The sequence below is a fragment of the Mesorhizobium sp. M0778 genome (assembly GCF_040320105.1).
In the GTDB taxonomy this organism is placed as follows: domain Bacteria; phylum Pseudomonadota; class Alphaproteobacteria; order Rhizobiales; family Rhizobiaceae; genus Mesorhizobium.
In genome coordinates this window covers 224,692-245,215 of the sequence record NZ_JAMYPA010000004.1, presented here as the reverse complement: position 1 = coordinate 245,215, position 20,524 = coordinate 224,692, and the positions used below count along the sequence as shown (strand labels likewise).

Here is a 20,524-nt window from a genome sequence, read left to right as displayed (position 1 = left end):
CTTCCTCCCTTGTTGAACTTACAACGACCGGCGGATGGCCACCGGGTTCTTCCCAACTCAGCCGACCCACCATCCGGTGCGCTGGCCGCGATGAAACTGGATTGTCTTTTCCTCGGTATAATCCTCGACGGCGCGCTTGCCGAGTTCGCGTCCCAAACCGGACTGCTTGTAGCCGCCGAAAGGCAGTTCGGGGTAACCCTCCATGAACGTGTTCATCCAAACGGTTCCCGAACGCACATTCCGCGCCACCGACATGCACGTATCGATGCTGGCGCTCCACACGCCCGCCGACAGACCATAGGGCGTGTTGTTGGCGATGTGCAACGCCCTTTCAATCGATTCAAAAGTCAGCACCGAGAGCACCGGACCGAACACTTCCTCGCGCGCAATGGCCATGTCTTCGGTGACGTCGCGAATGATGGTCGGGTCGAGATACTGGCCGGCGCTGGAAGCAAGTTGCTTGCCGCCAGTATAAATCCGGCTGCCGTCGTTTTCCGCTGCCGTCACGTAGCCGGTGACCTTGGCCACATGGTCGGCGGAGATCATCGCGCCAACCTTGGTGCGGTCGTCGAGCGGGTCGCCGACAACCACCTTGGCGGTGAGGGCTTTGACGGCGCCGAGGAACTCGTCGGCGATCGCCTCATGGACGATCAGCCGGCTGCCGGCATTGCAACATTCGCCGGCATTGAAGAAGCCGCCGAATACCGCCGCGTCGGCGGCGGCCTCGAGGTCGGCGTCGGGAAAGACGATCTGGCCGTTCTTGCCGCCGAGCTCCATCGAGACTTTCTTCAGCGAGTTGGCGGCAGACGCCATGGTCATCTTGCCGACGCGGGTGGAGCCGGTGAACGACACCATTTCGACCAGCGGATGGCTGACCATCGGTGCGCCGACATCGGCGCCCAGCCCGGCAAGGATGTTGACGACGCCATCGGGCAAGCCGGCCTGCATCAGGATCTCGCCGAGCACGAAGGTCGAGGCCGAGGTCATCTCGCTCGGCTTGACCACCGCCGTGCAGCCGGCGGCGAGCGCGAAGGGCAGTTTCTGGCTGACGATAAGGAACGGGAAATTCCACGGCGTGATGATCGAGACGACGCCGATCGGTTCGCGCAGCACGACACCGAGCATGGCATCGCCGAGATTGGCGTAGCTTTCGCCGTGAAGCGTGCGGGCGAGTGCCGCAGCATAGCGCCAGATGTCGATGGCGCCGCCGATCTCGCCGCGCGCCTGGGCAATCGGCTTGCCGGATTCCAGCGCGTCGAGCCGGGCAATCTCGTCCAGTCGCGCCTCGATCGGGCCAGCCGTCTTGAGCAGGATCGCGGCGCGCTCGGCGGCTTTCATGCGCGGCCACGGGCCGGTCTCGAAGGCCTTGTGCGCGGCCTGTACCGCCGCCTCGACGTCCGCCGCGCCGGCTTGCGCATAGCGCGAAACGGTGAAGCCGTGGCCGGGGCTGCTGCGCTCCAGCGTGCGGCCGTCCTGGGCATCGACGAACTTGCCGTCGATCAGCAGCCGGTAGCTTTTCGGCGCTGCGGCTGCCTCGGCGGGCATAGTGATGTTAAGAGGCGCGTTCATGTGAGTTTCAGGTTCCTAAGATCTTGAGAACGCCGGCTTCTGCTTGGCTTTGAAAGCCTCGACGCCAGCCCTGAGATCGCTTGTCAGCGCAATGAAGCCGCTGGCGAGCGCTTCGGTCGCGGCGGCACTCTCCTCGCCTTCGGCAATGGCAATCATCAGCTTGGCAGCCTCGGCCGCCAGCGGCCCGCGCTCGGCGATCTTGCCGGCCCAGGCCTTGGCTTCGGCGAACGCCTTACCGGTCTCGACCACCCGGTCGACAATCCCCAGAACAAGAGCCTCGGTAGCCAGAAACACTTCGCCGCCGAGCGCCATCCGCCGCACTGCCTGCGCACCGAAGCGGCGCACGGCGCGCTGGGTGCCGGACCAGCCGGGAACGACGCCGATCGAGGTTTCGGGGAACCCCAGCTTCACCTGTGTTTCCGCCACGCGGAAGTCTGCAGCCGCCGCCAGTTCCAGCCCGCCGCCCAGCGCATGGCCGGCAAGCACGGCGATCGTCGGCTGCCGCAGCCGCGCCAGCCGATCAAAGACGCGGTGGCCGTAGCGCACCCATTGCACCTGGAAGTCGACAGCGCTCATTTCTGCCCATGCTTCGACATCGCCGCCGGCGCAAAAGCCCTTGCCTTCGCCGCAGACCAGCACGACGCGGACGCCATCCGCCGCCTCGGCCTCGTCGAGTGCTGCTTCCAGCGCCCGCAGCATCGGAATGTCGAGCGCGTTGAATTTCTCCGGCCGGCGCAGCGTGACAATGCCGATGGCGCCGTCAGTTTCAAAGGTTACTAGACGCTCAGCCATGTGCGCCCCCAAGCGAGGCGCCGCTATTAAGCAACAGGCCGATCGGTCGGTCGTGGTAGAGCGCGTCCGGCGTCACTTTGAGGTCGTTGGCGACAGCAAGCGGGATCTCGGCCTGCGCCAGCACATCGCGTTCAAGGTCGATGCCCGGCGCCAGCTCGGTGACCATCAGCCCTGCCGGCGTCAGCTTCATCACGCAGCGCTCGGTGATGTAGGTGATGTCCTGCCCTTGGGCGACGGCACGCTTGCCCGAGAAGGAGATGTGCTCGACCTCGCCGACGACTTTCTTGACCTTGCCCTCCTGGTCGATGCGGATGCCGCCATCGGCCAATGAGAGTTTGGCACCGGCATTGAAGAAACCGGAAAAGACGATCTTCTTCGCCCGCGCGGTGATGTCGACGAAGCCGCCGGCGCCGGCGGTGACATGCGGCCGCGCCGAAAGCTTCGAGACATTGACAGAGCCGTGGCGGTCGATCTGCAGGAAGGACAGCAGCGAGGCGTCGAAGCCGCCAGCCTGAAAATAGATGAACTGGTGCGGCGAGGGCATGAAAGCGTCGGCGTTCGACGAGCAGCCGAACTTGAAGTCGAGCAGCGGCACGCCGCCAACCGCGCCCTGTTCGATGACCCAGGTGACCTTGCCGTGCTGGCCTTCCTCGAGCAGGATGCGCGGCACATTGGCCGAGATGCCGAAGCCGATATTGACGACCATGCCGTCGGCAAGCTCCATGGCGACGCGGCGGGCAATGACCTTCTGGACGTTCATTTCAGCGTTGCGAAAGCTCGACAGTGGCCGGAAGATCTCGCCGGAGATGGCCGGATCGTAGGGCGTCAGCGTCGTCTGCAACTGGTCGGGCGCCACCACGATATGATCGACCAGCACGCCGGGCACACGCACATCGTGCGGCTTCAGCGTGCCGTTCTCGACGACGCGCTTGACCTGCGCGATGACGATGCCGCCATTGTTGCGAGCGGCCAGCGCCTGTTCGAGGCCGCCGAGATAGGCGCCTTCATGCTCATAGGTGAGGTTGCCGCGCTCGTCGGCGGTGGTGGCGCGGATGATCGCGACCTGCGGCACGATCGAGCGGAAATAGAGCCACTCCTCGCCATCGAACTGCTGCACGGAAACGATCGGCTCGCTGGCGGCGGCATTCATGGCGCAGCCTTGGTGGCGCGGGTCGGCGAAGGTGTCGAGCCCGACCTTGGTCAGCACCCCGGGGCGCTTGGCGGCGGCCTCGCGATGCATGTCGAACAGGATGCCGGACGGCACGTTATAGGCGGCGACCGAATTGTCGCCGATCATCTTCCAGATCTGCGGCGGTTCGGACGAGGACGGCCCGGATGGATAGGAGCCGCACAAAGTGCGCTTCAACAAGCCGGGCTTGGCGAGATGATCAATGCCCTTGATGCCGTACATGTCGCCGGCGGCGATCGGGTGCAGCGTCGTGATATCCTTGGGATGCCCATCCGCGTCGAAGCGCTCGCCGATGGCGGCCAGCACCGCGTCCGGACAGCCGAGGCCGCTCGACGATGACACGGAAACGACCATACCATCCTTGATCAGGCCGGCAGCCTCAGTCGCGGAGACGAGCTTGCTCACCCAGCACTCCCGAGCTTCGGGTCGATGGCAACGGCCTTGCCGGACCTGGCCGACTGCAATGCCGCTTCGGCCGCGGTCAGCGACCAGACGCCGTCCTCGCCGGTGGCGGAAGGCTGGCCCTCGCCGCGGATCGCCGCGTGGAATTGGCGCAGCGAACGGGCATAGAGGTCTTCGCGATCGAAGCTCAATTCCTCCTCGCCCTGTGCCGTTCGCAGCAACACAGAGCCGACTGGCTTCTGCGTCATCACGTCCCTGCCGATCAGCGAGCCTTCGGTGCCATGCACCTCGAAGCCGGTCCCGGCGAACTTGGTGGTGAAGCCCTCATGCGACTGGGCGATGACGCCCGATGCGAAGCGCCAGAGGCACATGGCGCCGTCTTCCAGCCCGCCGGCGGCCATGCCGGCCGATTGTGTGAAGGCCGAGATCCCGACTGGATCGTCGCCGAGCACGAAGCGCAGCGTGTCGGCATCATGGACGGTGATGTCGAGCACCACGCCGCCGCCGGCGTCCGGCCTGGTGATGCGCCAGCCCTGCAGGTTTTCCGGCAGATAGACAGAGTGGAAGACGCGCGCGGCGATCGGCCTGCCGATGCGGCCGGCAGCGATCGCTGCGCGCATCGCCCGATGCGAGCCGGCATTGCGCAAATGGTGATTGGTGCCGAGCACGACGCCGGCAGCCCTGGCGGCGGCGACCATCTTGCGGGCGTCGGCGCTGGTCAGCGCCAGTGGTTTTTCGCAAAGCACATGCTTTCCCGCCTCGATAGCGGCGAGTGCCTGTTCGAGATGCAATTCGTTGGTGGTCGAGATGTAAACGGCGTCGATGTCGGAGCTGAGCAATTCATCAAGCGCCGAGACCGCCGCCGGAATGCGGTTTTCGCTGGCATAGGTGGCGGCGCGCCCCGGGCTGGAGCTCATCACTGCGGCGATCTCGCCGTCCGGCTGCGCGCGGATGGCGCCGATCATGAACTGTCTTGCGATCGTGCTGGCGCCGATCAGCCCCCAACTGACGGTCATGCCGCGTCTCCCATTCCTGCGCAGCTATGTCCCTTGCGATCGGGGCCGCAGCTTTCCCTGACCACGAGGTTGACGGCGCCGATATGATCCTCGGCGCGCGTGGTGCGCGATTGGATCATCTTCAGCACGACATGGGCGGCGCGCTCGCCGAGACCGGCGGTGTTCACCGCGACGCTGGTCAGCGCCGGCATGTAGTGTTCGGCCTCGGCCACGTCGTCGAAACCGACGACGGCAAAATCCGCGCCGGGTTCCAGGCCGCGCTTGCGCAGGGCCAGCAAGACGCCGAAGGCGACCGCATCGTTGAAGCAAAGCGCCGCGGTCGGCGGCGCGGCCATGGCGAGCGCGGTTTCCAGGCAGGCAATGCCGCCCTTGCGGCTGGTTTCGCCCTCGAAGACCAGCCTGTCGGCCGGTGCGATGCCGAGCGCTTCACAGGCCTCGCGAAAGCCGCCCAGCCGCTCGTGATAGACGACAAGATCGGGCGAGCCGCCGAAGAAGGCCAGCCGGCGATGCCCCTTGCCGATCAGATGGGCGGTGGCAAGATAGGCGCCGCGATGGTTGTCGGGCGCGATCACCGGAATGCGGCTTTCAGGAAGCCGGCGCATGACGAAGACGACCGGAACGCCCGCGGTCTCAAGCCGGCGGAAGGCGCCAGGCGCGGTGCCGCGCGCCGGCGACACGACGAGCCCGGCGACCCCTTGCTCCATCAGCGATTTCAGCACCTCTTCCTGGCGCACCGGGCTCTCCGCCGTGTTGGCGATGAAAGGCACGATGCCGGCCGACTGGAAGACGCGCTCCATGCCGACCGCCATCTCGGCGAAAAACGGATTGGTAAGATCGTTGATGACCATGCCGATGACGTTGGAATGGGCCTTGCGCAGATTGGCGGCGCCGCGGTTGTAGACATAGCCGACATCCTCGATCGCCTTGCGCACCTTGAGCGCGGTCTCAGGCCGGATCAGCCCGCTGCCTTGCAGCACGAGCGATACCGTCGATTTGGACACGCCCGCCTCACGGGCTATGTCGAGTATCGTTGCCTTGGCCCGGCTGGCCATCCAGATCTATCCTCCCGATGGTTTCTTATGCGATTTATTGGAACGATCTAATCCCTCCTATGGATTTGAGTCAATCGCGTTTTTGCGAATCCGTGAAAATGCGGCTCATGGCGCCCAATTGCGAAGGAGTGTATGGCTTTCTGCTGTTGCGCTGCCGCAATTCGACCGGCGCACGGCGGAGCGGCAAAGCATCTTGATTTATTGGAACGTTCCATTTAATAGGCGCTGGGAAGGGAGAGAGCCATGGACATCACCTTGCCAGGGGAAGGCGGCGGCCGCATCCGCTACCGGCTTGTCGGCCAGCCGGTGCAGCCTGCGGCCGGCGCGCGGTTCTCGCGCATCGCCTACGCTGCCGCCCATGTTGTCGCCGATCCGCTCGCCATGACCGATCCGTGGTCCAGGCCCGCGGTCGACTGGGACAAGACGATGGCGTTTCGCCATCATCTGTGGCGGCTCGGCTTCCGCGTCGCCGAAGCGATGGACACCTCACAGCGCGGCATGGGTTTCGACTGGGCAAACGCTAGGGAACTGATCCGCCGCTCGATTATCGAGGCGCGAAGCGTCGATGGCGCCGATCTCGCGTCGGGCGCCGGCACCGACCATCTGGCGCCGGGCGCCGCGAGCACGCTCGACGATGTCGTCGCGGCCTATGAAGAGCAGTTCGGCTTCATCGAAGGCCTTGGCGGCAAGGCGATCATGATGGCCAGCCGGGCGCTGGCGGCGGTCGCCAAAGGGCCCGACGATTATGTCAGCGTCTACGACCGCATCCTGTCCCAGTCCTCCGGCAAGGTCATCCTGCACTGGCTGGGCGACATCTTCGACCCGGCGCTGAAAGGCTACTGGGGCAGCAGCGATTTCGAAACCGCCCTCGAGACGGTGGTCGCGATCATCGAGCGCCATGCCCGCAAGGTCGAGGGCATAAAGATATCGCTGCTCGATGCCGGCAAGGAAATCGCGCTCCGGAACCGGCTGCCCGAGGGCGTGGTCATGTTCACCGGCGACGACTTCAATTATCCCGAGCTTATCGCCGGCGACGGCGACCGACATTCGCACGCGCTGCTCGGCATTTTCGATGCGATCGCGCCGGTCGCCAATGCGGCGCTGGCAAAGCTGGCCGACGGCGACCGCGCCGGCTATGACGCGCTGATGGTCCCGACAGTGTCGCTATCGCGCAAGATCTTCGAGACGCCGACCGAATATTACAAGGCCGGCATCGTCTTCATGGCGTGGCTGAACGGTCATCAGGAGCATTTTTCGATGATCGGCGGCATGCAATCGGCGCGCGGCATCCGTCACTATGCCGATGTCTTTCGCCTTGCCGATCAGGCGGGGTTGCTGGCCGAGCCGGAACTCGCCATCGCCAGAATGACAAGCCTCTGCGCGGTAGCGGGTGTCTGATCGCTAGACGTTACAGCGTCTGATCCAAACGCCTGGTTTGGGTGGTTTTGCGATTTGGCTTGTCTGGATAAATCTGTATGCGGTATGCGTCCGGCAACAGAGAAGCCGATCCGGCGCTCCGCCGGCCACTGGCAAAGCTGCCGTTCTGCATTGGGGTGAGCTGATGACCTTCGACCTTCAGGGCAAGCGCGTTTTTGTCGCCGGGCATCGCGGCATGGTCGGCTCGGCCATCCTGCGCAGATTGGCCGACGAAGATTGCGAGGTCCTGACCGCCTCGCGCGCCGAGCTCGATCTTCTCGATCAGGCCGGGGTGCGGCGCTGGATGGCCGACCGCAAGCCGGATGCAGTGGTGATGGCAGCGGCCAAGGTCGGCGGTATCCTGGCCAACGACAGGCTTCCGGTCGATTTTCTGCAGGACAACCTCGTCATGCAGAACAATGTCATCGACAGCGCCTTCCGTAACGAGGTGCAGAAGCTGCTGTTTCTCGGTTCATCCTGCATCTATCCCAAATTCGCGGCGCAGCCGATCTCCGAGGACGCCTTGCTGAGCGGCCCGCTCGAACCCACCAACGAATGGTATGCGATCGCCAAGATCGCCGGACTGAAACTGTGCCAGGCCTACCGGCGCCAATACGGTGTCGACTACATCTCGGCGATGCCGACCAATCTCTACGGCCCGGGCGACAATTTCGACCTCAATTCCAGCCATGTCGTGCCCGCTCTGATGCGCAAGGCGCACGAGGCCAGGCGCGCCGGCCGCAAGAGCCTGGAGGTGTGGGGATCGGGCACGCCGATGCGCGAATTCCTGCATGTCGACGACGCCGCCGACGCCCTGGTCTGGCTGTTGAAGAATTATGCCGGCGACAGCCACATCAATGTCGGCTCTGGGGAAGACATCACCATTGCCGACCTTGCCCGCACCATCGTGTCGGTCGCCGGCGCCGATGCCACGATCACATTCGATCCGACAAAGCCGGACGGCACGCCGCGCAAGCTGATGGACGTGTCGCGCCTGTTCGCCACCGGCTGGCGTCCGCGCTACTCGTTGCGCAGCGGATTGGAACAGACCTATGCCTGGTTTCTGGAGCACGTCGAGACTGGCGATCTTCGCCTCGGCGCGGCCTGACGTCGGTATTGGCGAGCTCGGCGTCAGGATCGGATCAGGCCGAGAACGTCAGCCGATGAAAACACCGACGGCCGATTGAGGGATTGTCTGGATGGTGGGCGTGACAGGGATTGAACCTGTGACCCCTGCAATGTCAATGCAGTGCTCTCCCGCTGAGCTACACGCCCATCCGAAGCCGCGCATACACCATTTTTGGTTCAGCGCGTCAATAGCGGGAAAGGGAAAGAATGGCTGGCTTGCCGCGTCGGTCAAGACGCGACAAAAAGCGCGTCAGGCGGCCTGCAACATCTTTTCGACTTCGTTGACGAGGTCGCGCAGGTGGAACGGCTTCGACAGCACCTTGGCGTCTTTCGGCGCTTTCGAATCGGGGTTCAGCGCGACGGCGGCGAAGCCGGTGATGAACATCACCTTGAGATCGGGGTCGATCTCGGTGGCGCGGCGGGCGAGCTCGATGCCATCCATCTCGGGCATGACGATGTCGGTCAAAAGCAGCGAAAAAGGTTCCTCGCGCAGCCGCTCATAGGCGCTGGCGCCATTGTCGAAATCGCTGACCTGATAGCCGGCGCGCTCCAGCGCCTTGACGAGGAACCGGCGCATGTCGTCGTCGTCTTCCGCCAGCAGAATGCGTGCCATCTTGTCCCGTCCGAATCACCCAACCGACAATGCCGTGCGGCAAGCCCGTTAACCATGCTGTATATGAGGAGGTGACGGTAAACATCAAGTGAACGTTGGGCGCACAATCCTGATTTGGCTAGCGCTTCGGCGGCTGGACATGCGGGCGGCGAGGTGGCACTTTCCTGTCATGATGCATTGGTATTTCCGGGTTCGTTCAAATTGAAAACGGCAGCCGAGGATTTTTCGGTCGTTCCACCCTTCGAAATCCGATCGGGCGCCGAACAGCGCGTTCCCTTCCTCTTCAACTCGCCGCATAGCGGCCGCTACTATCCGGACCGGTTCATGGCGATGGCCAAGCTGGACCGCAACGCCATCCGCCGCTCCGAGGACTGCTATGTCGAGGAATTGTTCGGCGGTGCCGTCGCGCTCGGGGCGCCGATGCTGGCGGCAAACTTCCCGCGCGCCTATCTCGACGTCAACCGGGAGCCGTGGGAACTCGACCCTCGCATGTTCGCCGAACCGGTGCCGTCCTTCTGCAACATCCGCTCGGCGCGGGTGGCCGGCGGGCTCGGTACCGTGCCCAAGCTGGTGGGAGAGGGGCTCGACATCTATTCCGGCCGCTTGCCGCTGGCCGAAGCCGTGGCGCGCATCGAAGCGGTCTACAAACCCTATCACGAGACGCTGAAACGGCTTTTGACCAGAACCCATGCGCGCTTCGGTTATGCCGTACTAATAGACTGCCACTCGATGCCGGCAAGCATAAGAGTTGGCGACAGCGGATTGCGGCCGGATTTCATCGTCGGCGACCGGTTCGGCATCTCCGCCGCGGCGGCGTTGACCGAGACGGCGATCGGCCTGCTCACCGGCATGGGCTACAGCGTCGCCCACAACAAGCCCTATGCCGGAGGCTTCATCACGGAGCACTATGGCCGCCCGGTGCGCCATCTGCATGCGCTGCAGATCGAGGTCAATCGCGGGCTCTACATGAATGAGCGGACGTTCCAGAGATCAGCTGGTTTCGACGCCCTGGCCGACGACCTGGCGCGGTTTTCAGCCGAACTGATGGCAATGCCGGATCATCATTTCGTCGATCTGCCGCTGGCCGCCGAATAGCGGCCGGAATCGCGGCACTCGCCGCTCATGCGGCAGCGTAAAAAAAGACCGCATCGTTTGCACGACACGGTCGAAGTCTAGGGAGGAAACGCCCAAGGAGGGCATGGACAGGAACCCCTGTCCGAGAACAAACGTATTGTGCGCTGCACAAATGTCAAGGCACGTTCCGGCTTTTTTAATTCACTGTGAAGTGGAAATTGCATTTCCATGACGGCGGCGTTGCATTCGAGCAACAGTTGGCGTCGTGCGAAAGGCTCCGAATGCCCTTGTTTCGGCACAAATCCGTAGGCAAACCGGCATCTCAAACATGCTGGAGCGGGAGAATCAGTTGGACATCAGCATCGATTTCATGCGGCGCATTGCGCGTGCCGCCGCAGCCGAGACCTTGCCGCGCTTCCGCAATCAGGGCGCGGTCACCAACAAGGAGCGCGGCAGCTTCGACCCGGTCACCGAGGCCGACCGCGAGGCCGAGCGCGCCATCCGGGTGCTGATCAGCGAGCAGTACCCCGATCACGGAATTCTCGGCGAGGAACATGGCAGCGAAAACATCTCCAGCCGGCATGTCTGGGTGATCGATCCGATCGATGGCACACGCGCCTTTATTTCCGGCCTGCCGGTATGGGGCACGCTGGTCGGGCTGACGGTCGACGGCGATGCCGTCGCCGGCATGATGTCGCAGCCCTTCACCGGCGAGCTGTTCTACGCCAATGCCTCCGGCTCGCATTATGAGGGCCCGGGCGGCCCGCGAAAACTCACGACGCGCAAGACGACAAATCTCGCCGAGGCGACGCTGTTCACCACCACGCCGGCGCTGTTCAAGGGAGACGCGCGCTTGCGCTACGACTTGTTCGAGCAACAGGTCCAGCTCGCCCGCTACGGCACCGACTGCTATGCCTTCGCCATGGTGGCGGCAGGCAGCGTCGATATCGTCGCCGATCCGGGATTGAAGCCCTACGACATCGTTGCGCTTATCCCGATCATCGAGAAGGCAGGCGGCGTCGTCACCACTTTCGAGGGCGGACCGGCGGAAAAGGGCGGCGACATCCTGGCGGCGGCGACGCCGGAGCTGCACGCAGCAGCAATGGCGGCGCTGCGCGGCTGAGGATCCGTATACCCAAGCGTTTGTTTTGCGCAAATCCGACGGAAACCGTGGTACGGTTCTAAAGCGCGTCGGGTTTGAATCGACTCATGGGAGACGCGCTCGTTTGGATGTCGTTATCGCAAAACCGCTGCGCACTTTTGCGGGACATGCATTAGCTATCGGCAGGCCAAGCGTCCGAGAGACGCAGGCCCCACAAAATGAGCACGAAAGAGATGAGGCCGGTCGGCGCAGACGAATACGCCACGCCTTTGATGACTGTTTCCTGAAAGGCACTTCCGTGGAAGGCTCCGGCCGCCAACGGCATTGTCTCGTTGCCGGCCCCCCAGGCGCTGGCGATCACGTAGGCGGCCAGGATCGCCAAAGCCGAATAGATCAGCAGCCAGAACGCAATCCGCGACATCGCCGCGCCGAGATTGAGCCTAGACCATGCGAGGCCTAGCGCCAGCAACAGAACGCCCTCCAGGGCGCTGAGCGTGTGCGCGGACAGTCCGAGCCGCGGTGCGGCGAGGTACGGTATTGCAAACCCTTCGAATGACGAAAACAGCAGCAGCGCGACGCCAATCTGCAGTAGCCGATGCCCCTGACGTGACAGCGTGTTCGATGCGTTCATGGTCGTTTTTCTCCCGGTCTCTGCCGAATTGCCTCCAATCTCTTTGGCCGCTACCTAGCGCTCGATGCCTGAACGGGAATAAGGGGCAAGCTGCGCCGGGCAAGCAACCCGCGCAGGCTTTGTTGCCGGGCGCTGGCGAAGCGGTTAAACAGCGTCGCCGGTTCCTGGGATGAAAGCATCGAATGCCGCAAGCAGTTGCTCGCGATAGAGGTCGGCCTCCTGCAGGATCTCGTGGCGAGCGCCGTCGATCATCACTAGCGAGCCGACGCGCAGACGTCTTGCATAGGCTTCGACTGCCCTGGTCGAGACGACCTGGTCGGCGCCGGCGGCGATCATCAGCAAGGGCACCTGGATCTTGGCCATGAAATCCGGGTCGCTGACGATCAAGGACGCCTCCGTGGCCGCCTTCAGCCAGCAGATCGTCGGTCCGCCGAGCGCCAGCTGCGGATAGGTTTCGTAGATCAGCGTGTTGCGCCGATAGCGTTCCGGGTCGCTGGTCAGCTTGTTTATGGCGAAGGGCACCGATTCCTTCGGCCGCGGCCCCCATGCGGCATAGAGCCGGCCAAGGCCGAGAAGGCAGAACAGCGAACAGATGCCGCGAACGGTTTTTACCGAAACCGGGAGGTCAGGCACGGTGAAGAATGGTGCGATCAGCACCATGCGACGTACGCGGTTCGCCATTGAGGGTGCGGCGAGCAGCGCAATCACCGCCCCGGCCGAATGGGCCAGTATGTAGTAGGGTCCCCGGCAATCGGGCAGCACGATCTCTTCGAAGAACTGCTCGAGATCGCCGGTATAGTCGAAAAAGCTTCGGACGTAGCCGCGCTGGCGATCGCCGATCATCCGGTCGGAAGCGCCTTGGCCGCGCCAGTCGAGGGTCGCCACGCCAAAACCCCGGTCGGCAAGGTTGCGAATGGTCTCGAAATACTTCTCGATGCACTCGTTGCGGCCGGTCAGGACGACGACGGTGCCCTTCATCGGGCGGGCAACCGCGGCAAACAGCCCATAGCGGATCTTCTTGCCGTCGCGCGTGGTGAAGAAGCCGCCGGCCGCGTTTTCCGGCAGCGGATTGCCTGGAGTTTCGTAGAACAGGGAGGGCTGGGGGAACAGATCGGTCATACGGTGTTTGCTTGGCGTCGGTGACGGCGTGGGCGCAAGTCAGGCATAAACGCCCATGCGCCAAAAGCAAAGGAATTCGGGACGCCGGGGACGTTGACCCAGGCAGCGAACAAGTAAGGCCGGAAGCAACCTAGGGCGTGCTTCCGGCCTCTGTCGACCCGGGAGGAAGGGACGTTACACCCGGTTCGGCCTCGTCGTGTCGCCTTCTCAGGCGACCTGTTTCTGATCTCGAGAACAGTTTTAATGCCGTCTGGCTGAACGCTCGCCGAAGCCACGGTTCATCTGCCGTTCATCGGCATCGGGACGTGATCAGGGGCCGATGCGGTTCGGACGCGGGCAAATCTTGAAATGCCGTCGCCCGCTTCCCAAATTTGTTATGCGGCCGCCAATGTCGGGGCCGCTGGCCCATCCGGAACGCCGTCACGGGTTTCGCACCGGCCATACGCAAACCTTGTTGCTCAACAGGAGAACACACCATGCGTCACGTTGATTTTTCCCCGCTCTACCGTTCGACCGTCGGTTTTGACCGGCTGTTCACCATGCTCGATTCGCTTGCGCAGCCGGAAGGCCAGACCTATCCGCCTTACAACATCGAGCGCACCGGCGAGGACGCCTATCGCATCTCGATGGCTGTGGCCGGCTTCTCGGAAGATGAGATTTCGATCGAAGCTCACCGCAATGTGCTGACCGTCAAGGGTGAGCGCAAGGAGGAAGGCAATGGCGAAGGCTCCGAACTGCTCTATCGCGGTATCGCCAGCCGAGCCTTCGAGCGCCGCTTCCAGCTTGCCGATCACGTCGAGGTTGTCGGCGCCGCGCTGAAGAACGGCCTGCTTTTTGTCGACCTCAAGCGCAACATCCCCGAAGAGCTGAAGCCGCGCAAGATCGCGATCAGCTCGGCTCCGGCCAAGGCCAAGCAGATCGAGGCCAAGACCGCCGGCTAAATCGGGCAGCTAAACTTCCCGGGACGCCAACTCCCCGGGAAAAAGGGGCGGTGCAGCAAATGCGCCGCCCCTTTTTGCTGGTGGTAAGACTTGCTATCCGGCGAGCAGGTAGCCGAAACGGTCGACCTCGTCGGCCGTGGTCGCGAAGCTGGTGACGAAGCGATAGAGAGCTTCGTCCTCGCCGACATGGTTGTCGTAGCCGAGCGGCCTATGCCAGTCGTGGAACACGGCGCCTGCTGCTTGCACTCTTTCGGCCTCGGCCTTTTTCATGACCGCGAAGACCTCGTTCGCCTGCGGTAGCCAGGCCAGCCGGGCTGAAGGGGAATCTTCGATCGCCGCGGCTAGGCGTGCCGCCATCGCATTGGCGTGCCGTGCCGTGTCGAGCCATAGCCCACCCCTGAAATAAGCATCGAATTGCGCGGCGATGAAGCGCGATTTCGAGAACAGTTGGGCGGCGCGCTTGCGCAAAAACGCCAATTCCTTGGCTCGCTCGAGGTCGAACAGCACGATCGCCTCGGCGCACCAGCAGCCATTCTTGGTGCCGCCGAAGGAAAGGATGTCGACGCCGTGCTTCCAGGTCATTTCCGCCGGCGTCGTTCCCAGCGCGACGAGCGCATTGGCAAAGCGGGCCCCGTCCATGTGCAGCGGCAATCCGTGCTGCTTTGCAATCGCCGAAATCCTGGCGATTTCGTTCAGCGTGTACACGGTGCCGACCTCGGTCGATTGGGTGATCGAAACCGCCATCGGCCGCCCGGAATGGACGTTTTCGGGTGCGAAACGGTCCACTGCCCGTTCCAGATCGCCGGCATCGATCTTGCCGAGTGCGCCGTCGATTGTATAAAGCCGCGAACCGCCGGTGAAATATTCCGGTGCACCGCATTCGTCCTCGATGACATGCGATTCGCGATGGCAGAAGGAAATGCCGCCTGGCTTGTTATAGGTAGTCAGCGACAGCGAATTGGCAGCGGTGCCGGTGGCCACGAAAAACACCGCGACCTCGCATTCAAAGATTTCACTGAAGCGCTGGTAAACGGCCTTGTCGAGGACACCGTCGCCATAGGCGGTGGAGAAGCCGTCGGTATGGGCCGACAGGCCGGCAGCGATACGGGGATGGGCGCCTGCCCAATTGTCGGAAGCGAAAATCATGCGTCTGCCTATGCTGGGAAAATTGGTGCGAGCTTGGCCGCTTTCGCATGCCGGCCGCAAGTGGCAGATGCCGAAAATCCGCTAAAGCCAGCGAAAGCCAGACCGTAGATGCAGCGACTGAAGGTTACGCTGTCGCCGCGTTCCGCGCAATTTTCTGTCGCCAACGCTCCAATAATTTTGTGAATCGGTCTTGTATGCGCTTAAGATTTCTGTCATAAAAATTTAGGACAGTAGTGCTGTCTTATTTTGTCGCACAAAACTGGCCGCATTGGCATATGATTGCGCCTCTACGGCCATTGCCGCGAGCGACAGCTAGACAGCCTGGCTCTGGCCTGTACGAATACCATATGCGAACCATGCGGAAAGCCGCACGGTCGGCAAGAATTTCGCCAGACGTGCCGCAAGATTGAAAGGGGAGCCACGCGCTTCCCGACGGAAACCAGCGCCCGAAAGGGACGGAACGGAGGACACGACGATGACGGACATGACGCCATCTGCGACGAAGGCCGCGCAGACGAAAGCGGCAGTCGTCAAAAATCCGTCCCTGACCAATATTGGGCGAACCAGCACCGGCTACGCCGCGCACGGCCTCTACGATCCGCGCAACGAGCATGATGCCTGCGGCGTCGGCTTCATCGTCAACATGAAGGGCGTGAAGTCGCATCAGATCGTCGAGGACGGCCTTGCCGTGCTCGAAAACCTGACGCATCGCGGGGCCGTCGGCGCCGATCCGCTGGCCGGCGATGGCGCCGGCGTGCTGGTGCAGCTTCCAGACCGTTTCTTCCGCGAAGAGATGGCAGCCCAGGGCATCGAACTGCCGCCGGCCGGTCAGTACGGTGTCGGACACTGGTTCATGCCGCAGGATGCAGCACTTCGTGCTCACATCGAGGACATCATTGCCGAATCGGCGCAGTCCGAGGGGCTTCCGCTCATCGGTTTCCGTGATGTGCCCGTCGACAATTCGTCCTTGTCGACGGCGCCTGATATCGTGGCGTCCGAGCCGTTCCATCGTCAGATATTCATCGGCCGTACAGCCGACATTCTTGACGACGAGGAGTACGAGGCCAGGCTCTATCTGTTGCGCAAGGTGATATCGGGCCGCATCTACGCCGAGAACGACAACAAGGACATCGGTTCCTACTGCGTGTCGCTGTCGGCGCGCACCATCGTCTACAAGGGCATGTTCCTGGCCTACCAGGTCGGCGCCTATTACAAGGACCTCACCGATCCGCGCTTCGAAACCGCGCTGATCCTGGTCCACCAGCGCTTCTCGACCAACACGTTCCCGTCGTGGAAGCTGGCGCATCCCTACCGCATGGTCGCGCACAATGGCGAGATCAACACCGTGCGCGGCAACAACAACTGGATGGCGGCGCGACAGGCGTCCGTCGATTCCGAACTGTTCGGCAACAACATCTCGAAGCTTTGGCCAATCTCCTACGACGGCCAGTCAGACACCGCCTGCTTCGACAATGCGCTCGAGTTCCTGTTCCAGGGCGGGTACAGCCTCAGCCACGCCATGATGATGCTGATCCCGGAAGCCTGGGCCGGCAACAAGCTCATGGATGCCGACCGCAAGGCTTTCTATGAATACCATGCCGCGCTGATGGAGCCGTGGGACGGACCGGCGGCGGTGGTCTTTACCGATGGCCGCCAGATCGGCGCCACGCTCGACCGCAACGGTCTGCGCCCGGCACGCTACATCGTCACCGACGATGACCGCGTCATCATGGCCTCGGAAGCCGGCGTGCTGCCGGTGCCGGAGGAGAGGATTGTCAAGAAGTGGCGGCTGCAGCCCGGCCGTATGCTTCTGATCGACCTCGAGAAGGGCCGCATCGTCTCTGACGAGGAGCTCAAGTCGGAGATTGCGACCAGGCATCCGTACAAGAGCTGGCTCGCCAACACGCAGCTCATCCTCGAAGACCTGAAGCCGGTCGAGCCGCGCGAATTGCGCAGGGATGTCAGCCTGCTCGATCGCCAGCAGGCGTTCGGCTACAGCCAGGAAGACACCAAGCTGTTGATGTCGCCGATGGCGACCACCGGCCAGGAAGCCGTGGGATCGATGGGCACCGACACGCCGATCTCGGCGATGTCGGACAAGTCGAAGCTGCTCTACACCTATTTCAAGCAGAACTTTGCTCAGGTCACTAACCCGCCGATCGACCCAATCCGCGAGGAGTTGGTGATGAGCCTGGTGTCCTTCATCGGGCCGCGGCCCAACATCTTCGACCTGGTTGGCAATTCGCGCCGCAAGCGGCTCGAGGTGCGCCAGCCGATCCTGACCAATGGCGATCTCGAAAAGATCCGCTCCATCGGCCACACCGAGGACCGGTTCGACACCAAGACGATCGACATTACCTATGGCTCGAACGAGGGCGCAGCGGGCATGCAGGGTGCCATCGACCGCTTGTGTGAGCGGGCGGAGGCGGCGGTCGCCGGCGGCTACAACATCATCATCCTGTCCGACCGCCAGGTCGGGCCGGACCGGATCGCCATCCCGGCGCTTCTGGCGACAGCCGCGGTGCACCACCACCTGATCCGCAAGGGATTGCGCACTTCGGTCGGGCTGGTCGTGGAATCCGGCGAGCCGCGCGAAGTGCATCATTTCTGCTGCCTTGCCGGCTATGGCGCCGAGGCGATCAACCCTTATCTTGCCTTCGACACGCTGCTCGATATGCACAAGCGTGGCGAACTGCCGAAAGAGGTGGACGCCTACGAAGTGGTCTCCCGCTACATCAAGTCGATCGGCAAGGGCATCCTCAAGGTGATGTCCAAGATGGGCATCTCGACCTACCAGTCCTATTGCGGCGCGCAGATCTTCGACGCCATCGGGCTGAAGACCGATTTCGTGCAGCAATACTTCACCGGCACCGCGACACTGATCGAGGGCGTCGGACTGGACGAGATCGCGGCCGAGACGCTCAGCCGCCATACCGATGGTTTCGGCAACGACCCGGTGCTGCGCAACAGCCTCGAGGTGGGCGGCGAATACGTGTTCCGCATGCGCGGTGAAGCACACATCTGGTCGCCGGATGCGGTGGCCACCTTGCAGCACGCCGTGCGCCAGGGCTCGTGGGAAACGTTCAAGGACTATTCCGCCCAGATCGACAGCGAGACGGCCCGTGCCCAGACCATTCGCGGCCTGTTCAAGATCAGGCTCGCGGAAGAAACTGGGCGCAAGAAGGTTTCGCTCGACGAGGTCATGCCGGCGGCCGACATCGTCAAGCGGTTCTCGACCGGGGCGATGTCCTTCGGCTCGATCTCCAGGGAAGCGCACACGACGCTGGCGCGCGCCATGAACGCCATCGGCGGCAAGTCGAACACCGGCGAGGGCGGCGAAGAGGCCGACCGCTATCTGCCACTGCCGGGCGGCGGCAAGAACCCCGAACGCTCGGCGATCAAGCAGGTCGCCTCGGGACGCTTTGGCGTCACGGCGGAGTATCTTGTCAATTCCGACATGATGCAGATCAAGGTCGCGCAAGGGGCAAAGCCCGGCGAGGGCGGCCAGTTGCCGGGCCACAAGGTCGACGCGACCATCGCCAAAGTCAGGCATTCGACGCCGGGCGTCGGCCTGATCTCGCCGCCGCCGCATCACGATATCTATTCGATCGAGGATCTGGCGCAGCTCATCTACGACCTAAAGAACGTCAATCCGGCGGCGGACGTATCGGTCAAGCTGGTCTCGGAAGTCGGTGTCGGCACGGTTGCGGCCGGCGTCGCCAAGGCGCGTGCCGATCACATCACCATATCAGGCTATGACGGCGGCACTGGCGCTTCACCGCTGACCTCGCTCAAGCATGCCGGCAGTCCGTGGGAAATGGGCCTTGCCGAGACGCACCAGACGCTGGTGCTCAACGGCCTCAGGTCGCGCGTCGCGCTGCAGGTCGATGGCGGCCTGCGCACCGGGCGGGACGTTGTCATCGGCGCGCTGCTCGGCGCCGACGAGTTCGGTTTCTCGACCGCGCCGTTGATCGCGGCCGGCTGCATCATGATGCGCAAGTGCCATCTCAACACCTGCCCGGTCGGCGTCGCGACGCAGGACCCGGTACTGCGCAAGCGCTTCAAGGGCACGCCCGAGCACGTCATCAACTTCTTCTTCTATGTGGCGGAAGAGGTGCGGGCGCTGCTCGCCGAGATGGGCTACACCCATCTCGACCAGATCATCGGCGACACCGACCTTCTGGAAAAGCGCGAGCTGATCCAGCACTGGAAGGCGCGCGGGCTCGACTTCAGCAAGATGTTCTACAAGCCGGATGCGCCGCACGAGGCGGTGCACTGGACCGAGCGGCAGAAGCATCCGATCGACGACGTGCTCGACCGCAAGCTGATCGAACTGGCAAAGCCGGCGCTCGAAGCCAGGCAGCCAGTCAGCATCGAACTGCCGATCCGCAACGTCGACCGTTCGACCGGCGCCATGCTGTCGGGTGAAGTGGCAAAGCGCTTCAAGCACAAGGGCCTGCGCGAGGACACGATCTCGGTCAAGCTCACCGGCACGGCCGGCCAGTCCTTCGCCGCCTTCCTGGCGCGCGGCGTCTCGTTCGAACTGGTAGGCGCGGCCAACGACTATGTCGGCAAGGGCCTGTCGGGCGGCCGCATCGTCATCCGTCCGCCGGAGAACACGAAAATCGTTGCTGCCGAGTCCATTATTGTCGGCAATACCGTGCTCTACGGCGCGACCGAGGGCGAGGCCTATTTCTGCGGCGTCGCCGGCGAGCGTTTTGCCGTGCGCAATTCGGGCGTCGCCGCCGTCGTCGAAGGCGTCGGCGACCATGGTTGCGAATACATGACCGGCGGTATCGTCGTCGTCATCGGCCAGACCGGTCGCAACTTCGCCGCCGGCATGTCGGGCGGCGTCGCCTATGTGCTCGACGAGGCGGGCGATTTCGCCGAACGCTGCAACATGGCGATGGTCGAGCTGGAGCCGGTTCCGGAAGAGGACGACCTGATGGAAAAGCTGCTCCACCATGGCGGCGATCTCGACCACAAGGGCCGTGTCGACGTATCCGGCGATATGACCAGCCATGACGAGGAGCGGCTCTACCAGCTGATCTCCAACCACGTCCACTACACGGGCTCGGTACGAGGTCGCGAGATCCTCGACGATTGGGCGATTTTCCGGCCGAAATTCCGGAAGATCATGCCGGTCGAATACCGCCGCGCGCTGATCGAGATGGAACGTATGCGCATGAACGTGGCGGCGGAATAGATTTGGAAAGCCGGGAAGCCATGCGTCCCGGCAACCATCTTCATCAACAATCCTGACCTCGGACTGAAGGTTGCCACGGCTGCCTTATGAGGTTAACGGGTGCGTCGCCAGGCGTGCCTTCCGGACAG

Annotated in this window: 15 protein-coding genes and 1 tRNA gene; 6 read left to right on the top strand and 10 right to left on the bottom strand. The window is 63.3% G+C overall.

The genetic code is table 11. The features are described 5' to 3' along the window. Positions 1-57: 57 nt before the first annotated feature. From NKI22_RS08550 to NKI22_RS08530, 5 genes are read right to left on the bottom strand one after another with little or no spacing between them, the layout of a single operon-like run. Positions 58-1,569 carry an aldehyde dehydrogenase family protein gene (locus NKI22_RS08550; protein WP_352850964.1) on the bottom strand — a complete coding sequence of 504 codons (1,512 nt, stop codon included), beginning with the start codon at positions 1,567-1,569 and terminating at the stop codon, positions 58-60. A 15-nt stretch (positions 1,570-1,584) separates the two neighbouring features. Further along, positions 1,585-2,361 (bottom strand): enoyl-CoA hydratase/isomerase family protein, encoded by a 777-nt coding sequence (locus NKI22_RS08545; RefSeq protein WP_352815558.1) that lies wholly within the window; start codon positions 2,359-2,361, stop codon positions 1,585-1,587. Next, positions 2,354-3,955 carry an acyl CoA:acetate/3-ketoacid CoA transferase gene (locus tag NKI22_RS08540; RefSeq protein WP_352494699.1) on the bottom strand — a complete coding sequence of 534 codons (1,602 nt, stop codon included), beginning with the start codon at positions 3,953-3,955 and terminating at the stop codon, positions 2,354-2,356. Before NKI22_RS08540 ends, NKI22_RS08545 begins: the two co-directional genes overlap by 8 nt. After that, positions 3,952-4,968, bottom strand: a complete 1,017-nt coding sequence (locus tag NKI22_RS08535) for a Gfo/Idh/MocA family protein (protein WP_352494700.1) — start codon at positions 4,966-4,968, stop codon at positions 3,952-3,954. Before NKI22_RS08535 ends, NKI22_RS08540 begins: the two co-directional genes overlap by 4 nt. Continuing rightward, positions 4,965-6,020, bottom strand: coding sequence for a LacI family DNA-binding transcriptional regulator (locus NKI22_RS08530; protein WP_352481928.1), 1,056 nt, complete (start codon positions 6,018-6,020; stop codon positions 4,965-4,967). The genes NKI22_RS08535 and NKI22_RS08530 overlap by 4 nt, the downstream gene beginning before the upstream one ends. Positions 6,021-6,263: 243 nt before the next feature. Here NKI22_RS08530 and NKI22_RS08525 point away from each other — a divergent pair, with 243 nt between their 5' ends. Beyond that, positions 6,264-7,418, top strand: coding sequence for a dihydrodipicolinate synthase family protein (locus NKI22_RS08525; protein WP_352815562.1), 1,155 nt, complete (start codon positions 6,264-6,266; stop codon positions 7,416-7,418). Between the two features lie 163 nt (positions 7,419-7,581). Next, on the top strand, positions 7,582-8,544 hold the full coding sequence (gene fcl / locus NKI22_RS08520; RefSeq protein WP_352481930.1) for a GDP-L-fucose synthase: 963 nt from the start codon (positions 7,582-7,584) through the stop codon (positions 8,542-8,544). Positions 8,545-8,636: 92 nt separating this feature from the next. Here fcl and NKI22_RS08515 read toward each other — a convergent pair. Both NKI22_RS08515 and cpdR read right to left on the bottom strand, forming a co-directional pair. Next, a tRNA-Val gene (locus tag NKI22_RS08515) sits at positions 8,637-8,711 on the bottom strand. 103 nt (positions 8,712-8,814) lie between these two features. Then, the gene (cpdR, locus tag NKI22_RS08510) at positions 8,815-9,177 is read right to left on the bottom strand and encodes a cell cycle two-component system response regulator CpdR (RefSeq protein ID WP_006199474.1); all 363 of its coding nucleotides are present in this window, start codon (positions 9,175-9,177) and stop codon (positions 8,815-8,817) included. A gap of 153 nt (positions 9,178-9,330) precedes the next feature. Between cpdR and NKI22_RS08505 the strand changes: the two genes are divergently transcribed. Together NKI22_RS08505 and hisN are read left to right on the top strand one after the other, a co-directional pair. Next, positions 9,331-10,272, top strand: a complete 942-nt coding sequence (locus NKI22_RS08505) for an N-formylglutamate amidohydrolase (RefSeq protein ID WP_023719085.1) — start codon at positions 9,331-9,333, stop codon at positions 10,270-10,272. Between the two features lie 328 nt (positions 10,273-10,600). Continuing rightward, positions 10,601-11,374, top strand: coding sequence for a histidinol-phosphatase (hisN, locus tag NKI22_RS08500; RefSeq protein ID WP_352815564.1), 774 nt, complete (start codon positions 10,601-10,603; stop codon positions 11,372-11,374). A gap of 151 nt (positions 11,375-11,525) precedes the next feature. Here the strand turns inward: hisN and NKI22_RS08495 are convergent, their stop codons facing one another. Together NKI22_RS08495 and NKI22_RS08490 are read right to left on the bottom strand one after the other, a co-directional pair. Then, positions 11,526-11,984, bottom strand: a complete 459-nt coding sequence (locus NKI22_RS08495) for a styrene oxide isomerase (protein WP_352815566.1) — start codon at positions 11,982-11,984, stop codon at positions 11,526-11,528. Positions 11,985-12,128: 144 nt separating this feature from the next. Continuing rightward, the gene (locus NKI22_RS08490) at positions 12,129-13,103 is read right to left on the bottom strand and encodes an alpha/beta fold hydrolase (RefSeq protein WP_352494701.1); all 975 of its coding nucleotides are present in this window, start codon (positions 13,101-13,103) and stop codon (positions 12,129-12,131) included. 476 nt (positions 13,104-13,579) lie between these two features. Between NKI22_RS08490 and NKI22_RS08485 the strand changes: the two genes are divergently transcribed. Next, positions 13,580-14,044, top strand: coding sequence for an Hsp20 family protein (locus tag NKI22_RS08485; protein ID WP_352815568.1), 465 nt, complete (start codon positions 13,580-13,582; stop codon positions 14,042-14,044). A 93-nt stretch (positions 14,045-14,137) separates the two neighbouring features. Here NKI22_RS08485 and NKI22_RS08480 read toward each other — a convergent pair whose 3' ends face one another. After that, a complete protein-coding gene (locus NKI22_RS08480; RefSeq protein WP_352790804.1) occupies positions 14,138-15,190 on the bottom strand; it encodes a threonine aldolase family protein in 1,053 nt (350 codons plus the stop codon). Between the two features lie 475 nt (positions 15,191-15,665). On the opposite strand from NKI22_RS08480, the gene gltB reads away from it, so the two are divergent. Continuing rightward, complete coding sequence (gene gltB / locus NKI22_RS08475) at positions 15,666-20,396, top strand: glutamate synthase large subunit (RefSeq protein WP_352494704.1); 4,731 nt, start codon at positions 15,666-15,668, stop codon at positions 20,394-20,396. Positions 20,397-20,524: the final 128 nt, after the last annotated feature.

Coding starts and splice junctions, on each gene's coding strand:
- NKI22_RS08495 (WP_352815566.1), bottom strand. CDS start 11,984: ATGAACGCATCGAACACGCTGTCACGTCAGGGGCATCGGCTACTGCAG.
- fcl (WP_352481930.1), top strand. CDS start 7,582: ATGACCTTCGACCTTCAGGGCAAGCGCGTTTTTGTCGCCGGGCATCGC.
- NKI22_RS08550 (WP_352850964.1), bottom strand. CDS start 1,569: ATGAACGCGCCTCTTAACATCACTATGCCCGCCGAGGCAGCCGCAGCG.
- gltB (WP_352494704.1), top strand. CDS start 15,666: ATGACGGACATGACGCCATCTGCGACGAAGGCCGCGCAGACGAAAGCG.
- NKI22_RS08490 (WP_352494701.1), bottom strand. CDS start 13,103: ATGACCGATCTGTTCCCCCAGCCCTCCCTGTTCTACGAAACTCCAGGC.
- NKI22_RS08485 (WP_352815568.1), top strand. CDS start 13,580: ATGCGTCACGTTGATTTTTCCCCGCTCTACCGTTCGACCGTCGGTTTT.
- NKI22_RS08535 (WP_352494700.1), bottom strand. CDS start 4,968: ATGACCGTCAGTTGGGGGCTGATCGGCGCCAGCACGATCGCAAGACAG.
- NKI22_RS08480 (WP_352790804.1), bottom strand. CDS start 15,190: ATGATTTTCGCTTCCGACAATTGGGCAGGCGCCCATCCCCGTATCGCT.
- NKI22_RS08530 (WP_352481928.1), bottom strand. CDS start 6,020: ATGGCCAGCCGGGCCAAGGCAACGATACTCGACATAGCCCGTGAGGCG.
- NKI22_RS08525 (WP_352815562.1), top strand. CDS start 6,264: ATGGACATCACCTTGCCAGGGGAAGGCGGCGGCCGCATCCGCTACCGG.
- NKI22_RS08545 (WP_352815558.1), bottom strand. CDS start 2,361: ATGGCTGAGCGTCTAGTAACCTTTGAAACTGACGGCGCCATCGGCATT.
- cpdR (WP_006199474.1), bottom strand. CDS start 9,177: ATGGCACGCATTCTGCTGGCGGAAGACGACGACGACATGCGCCGGTTC.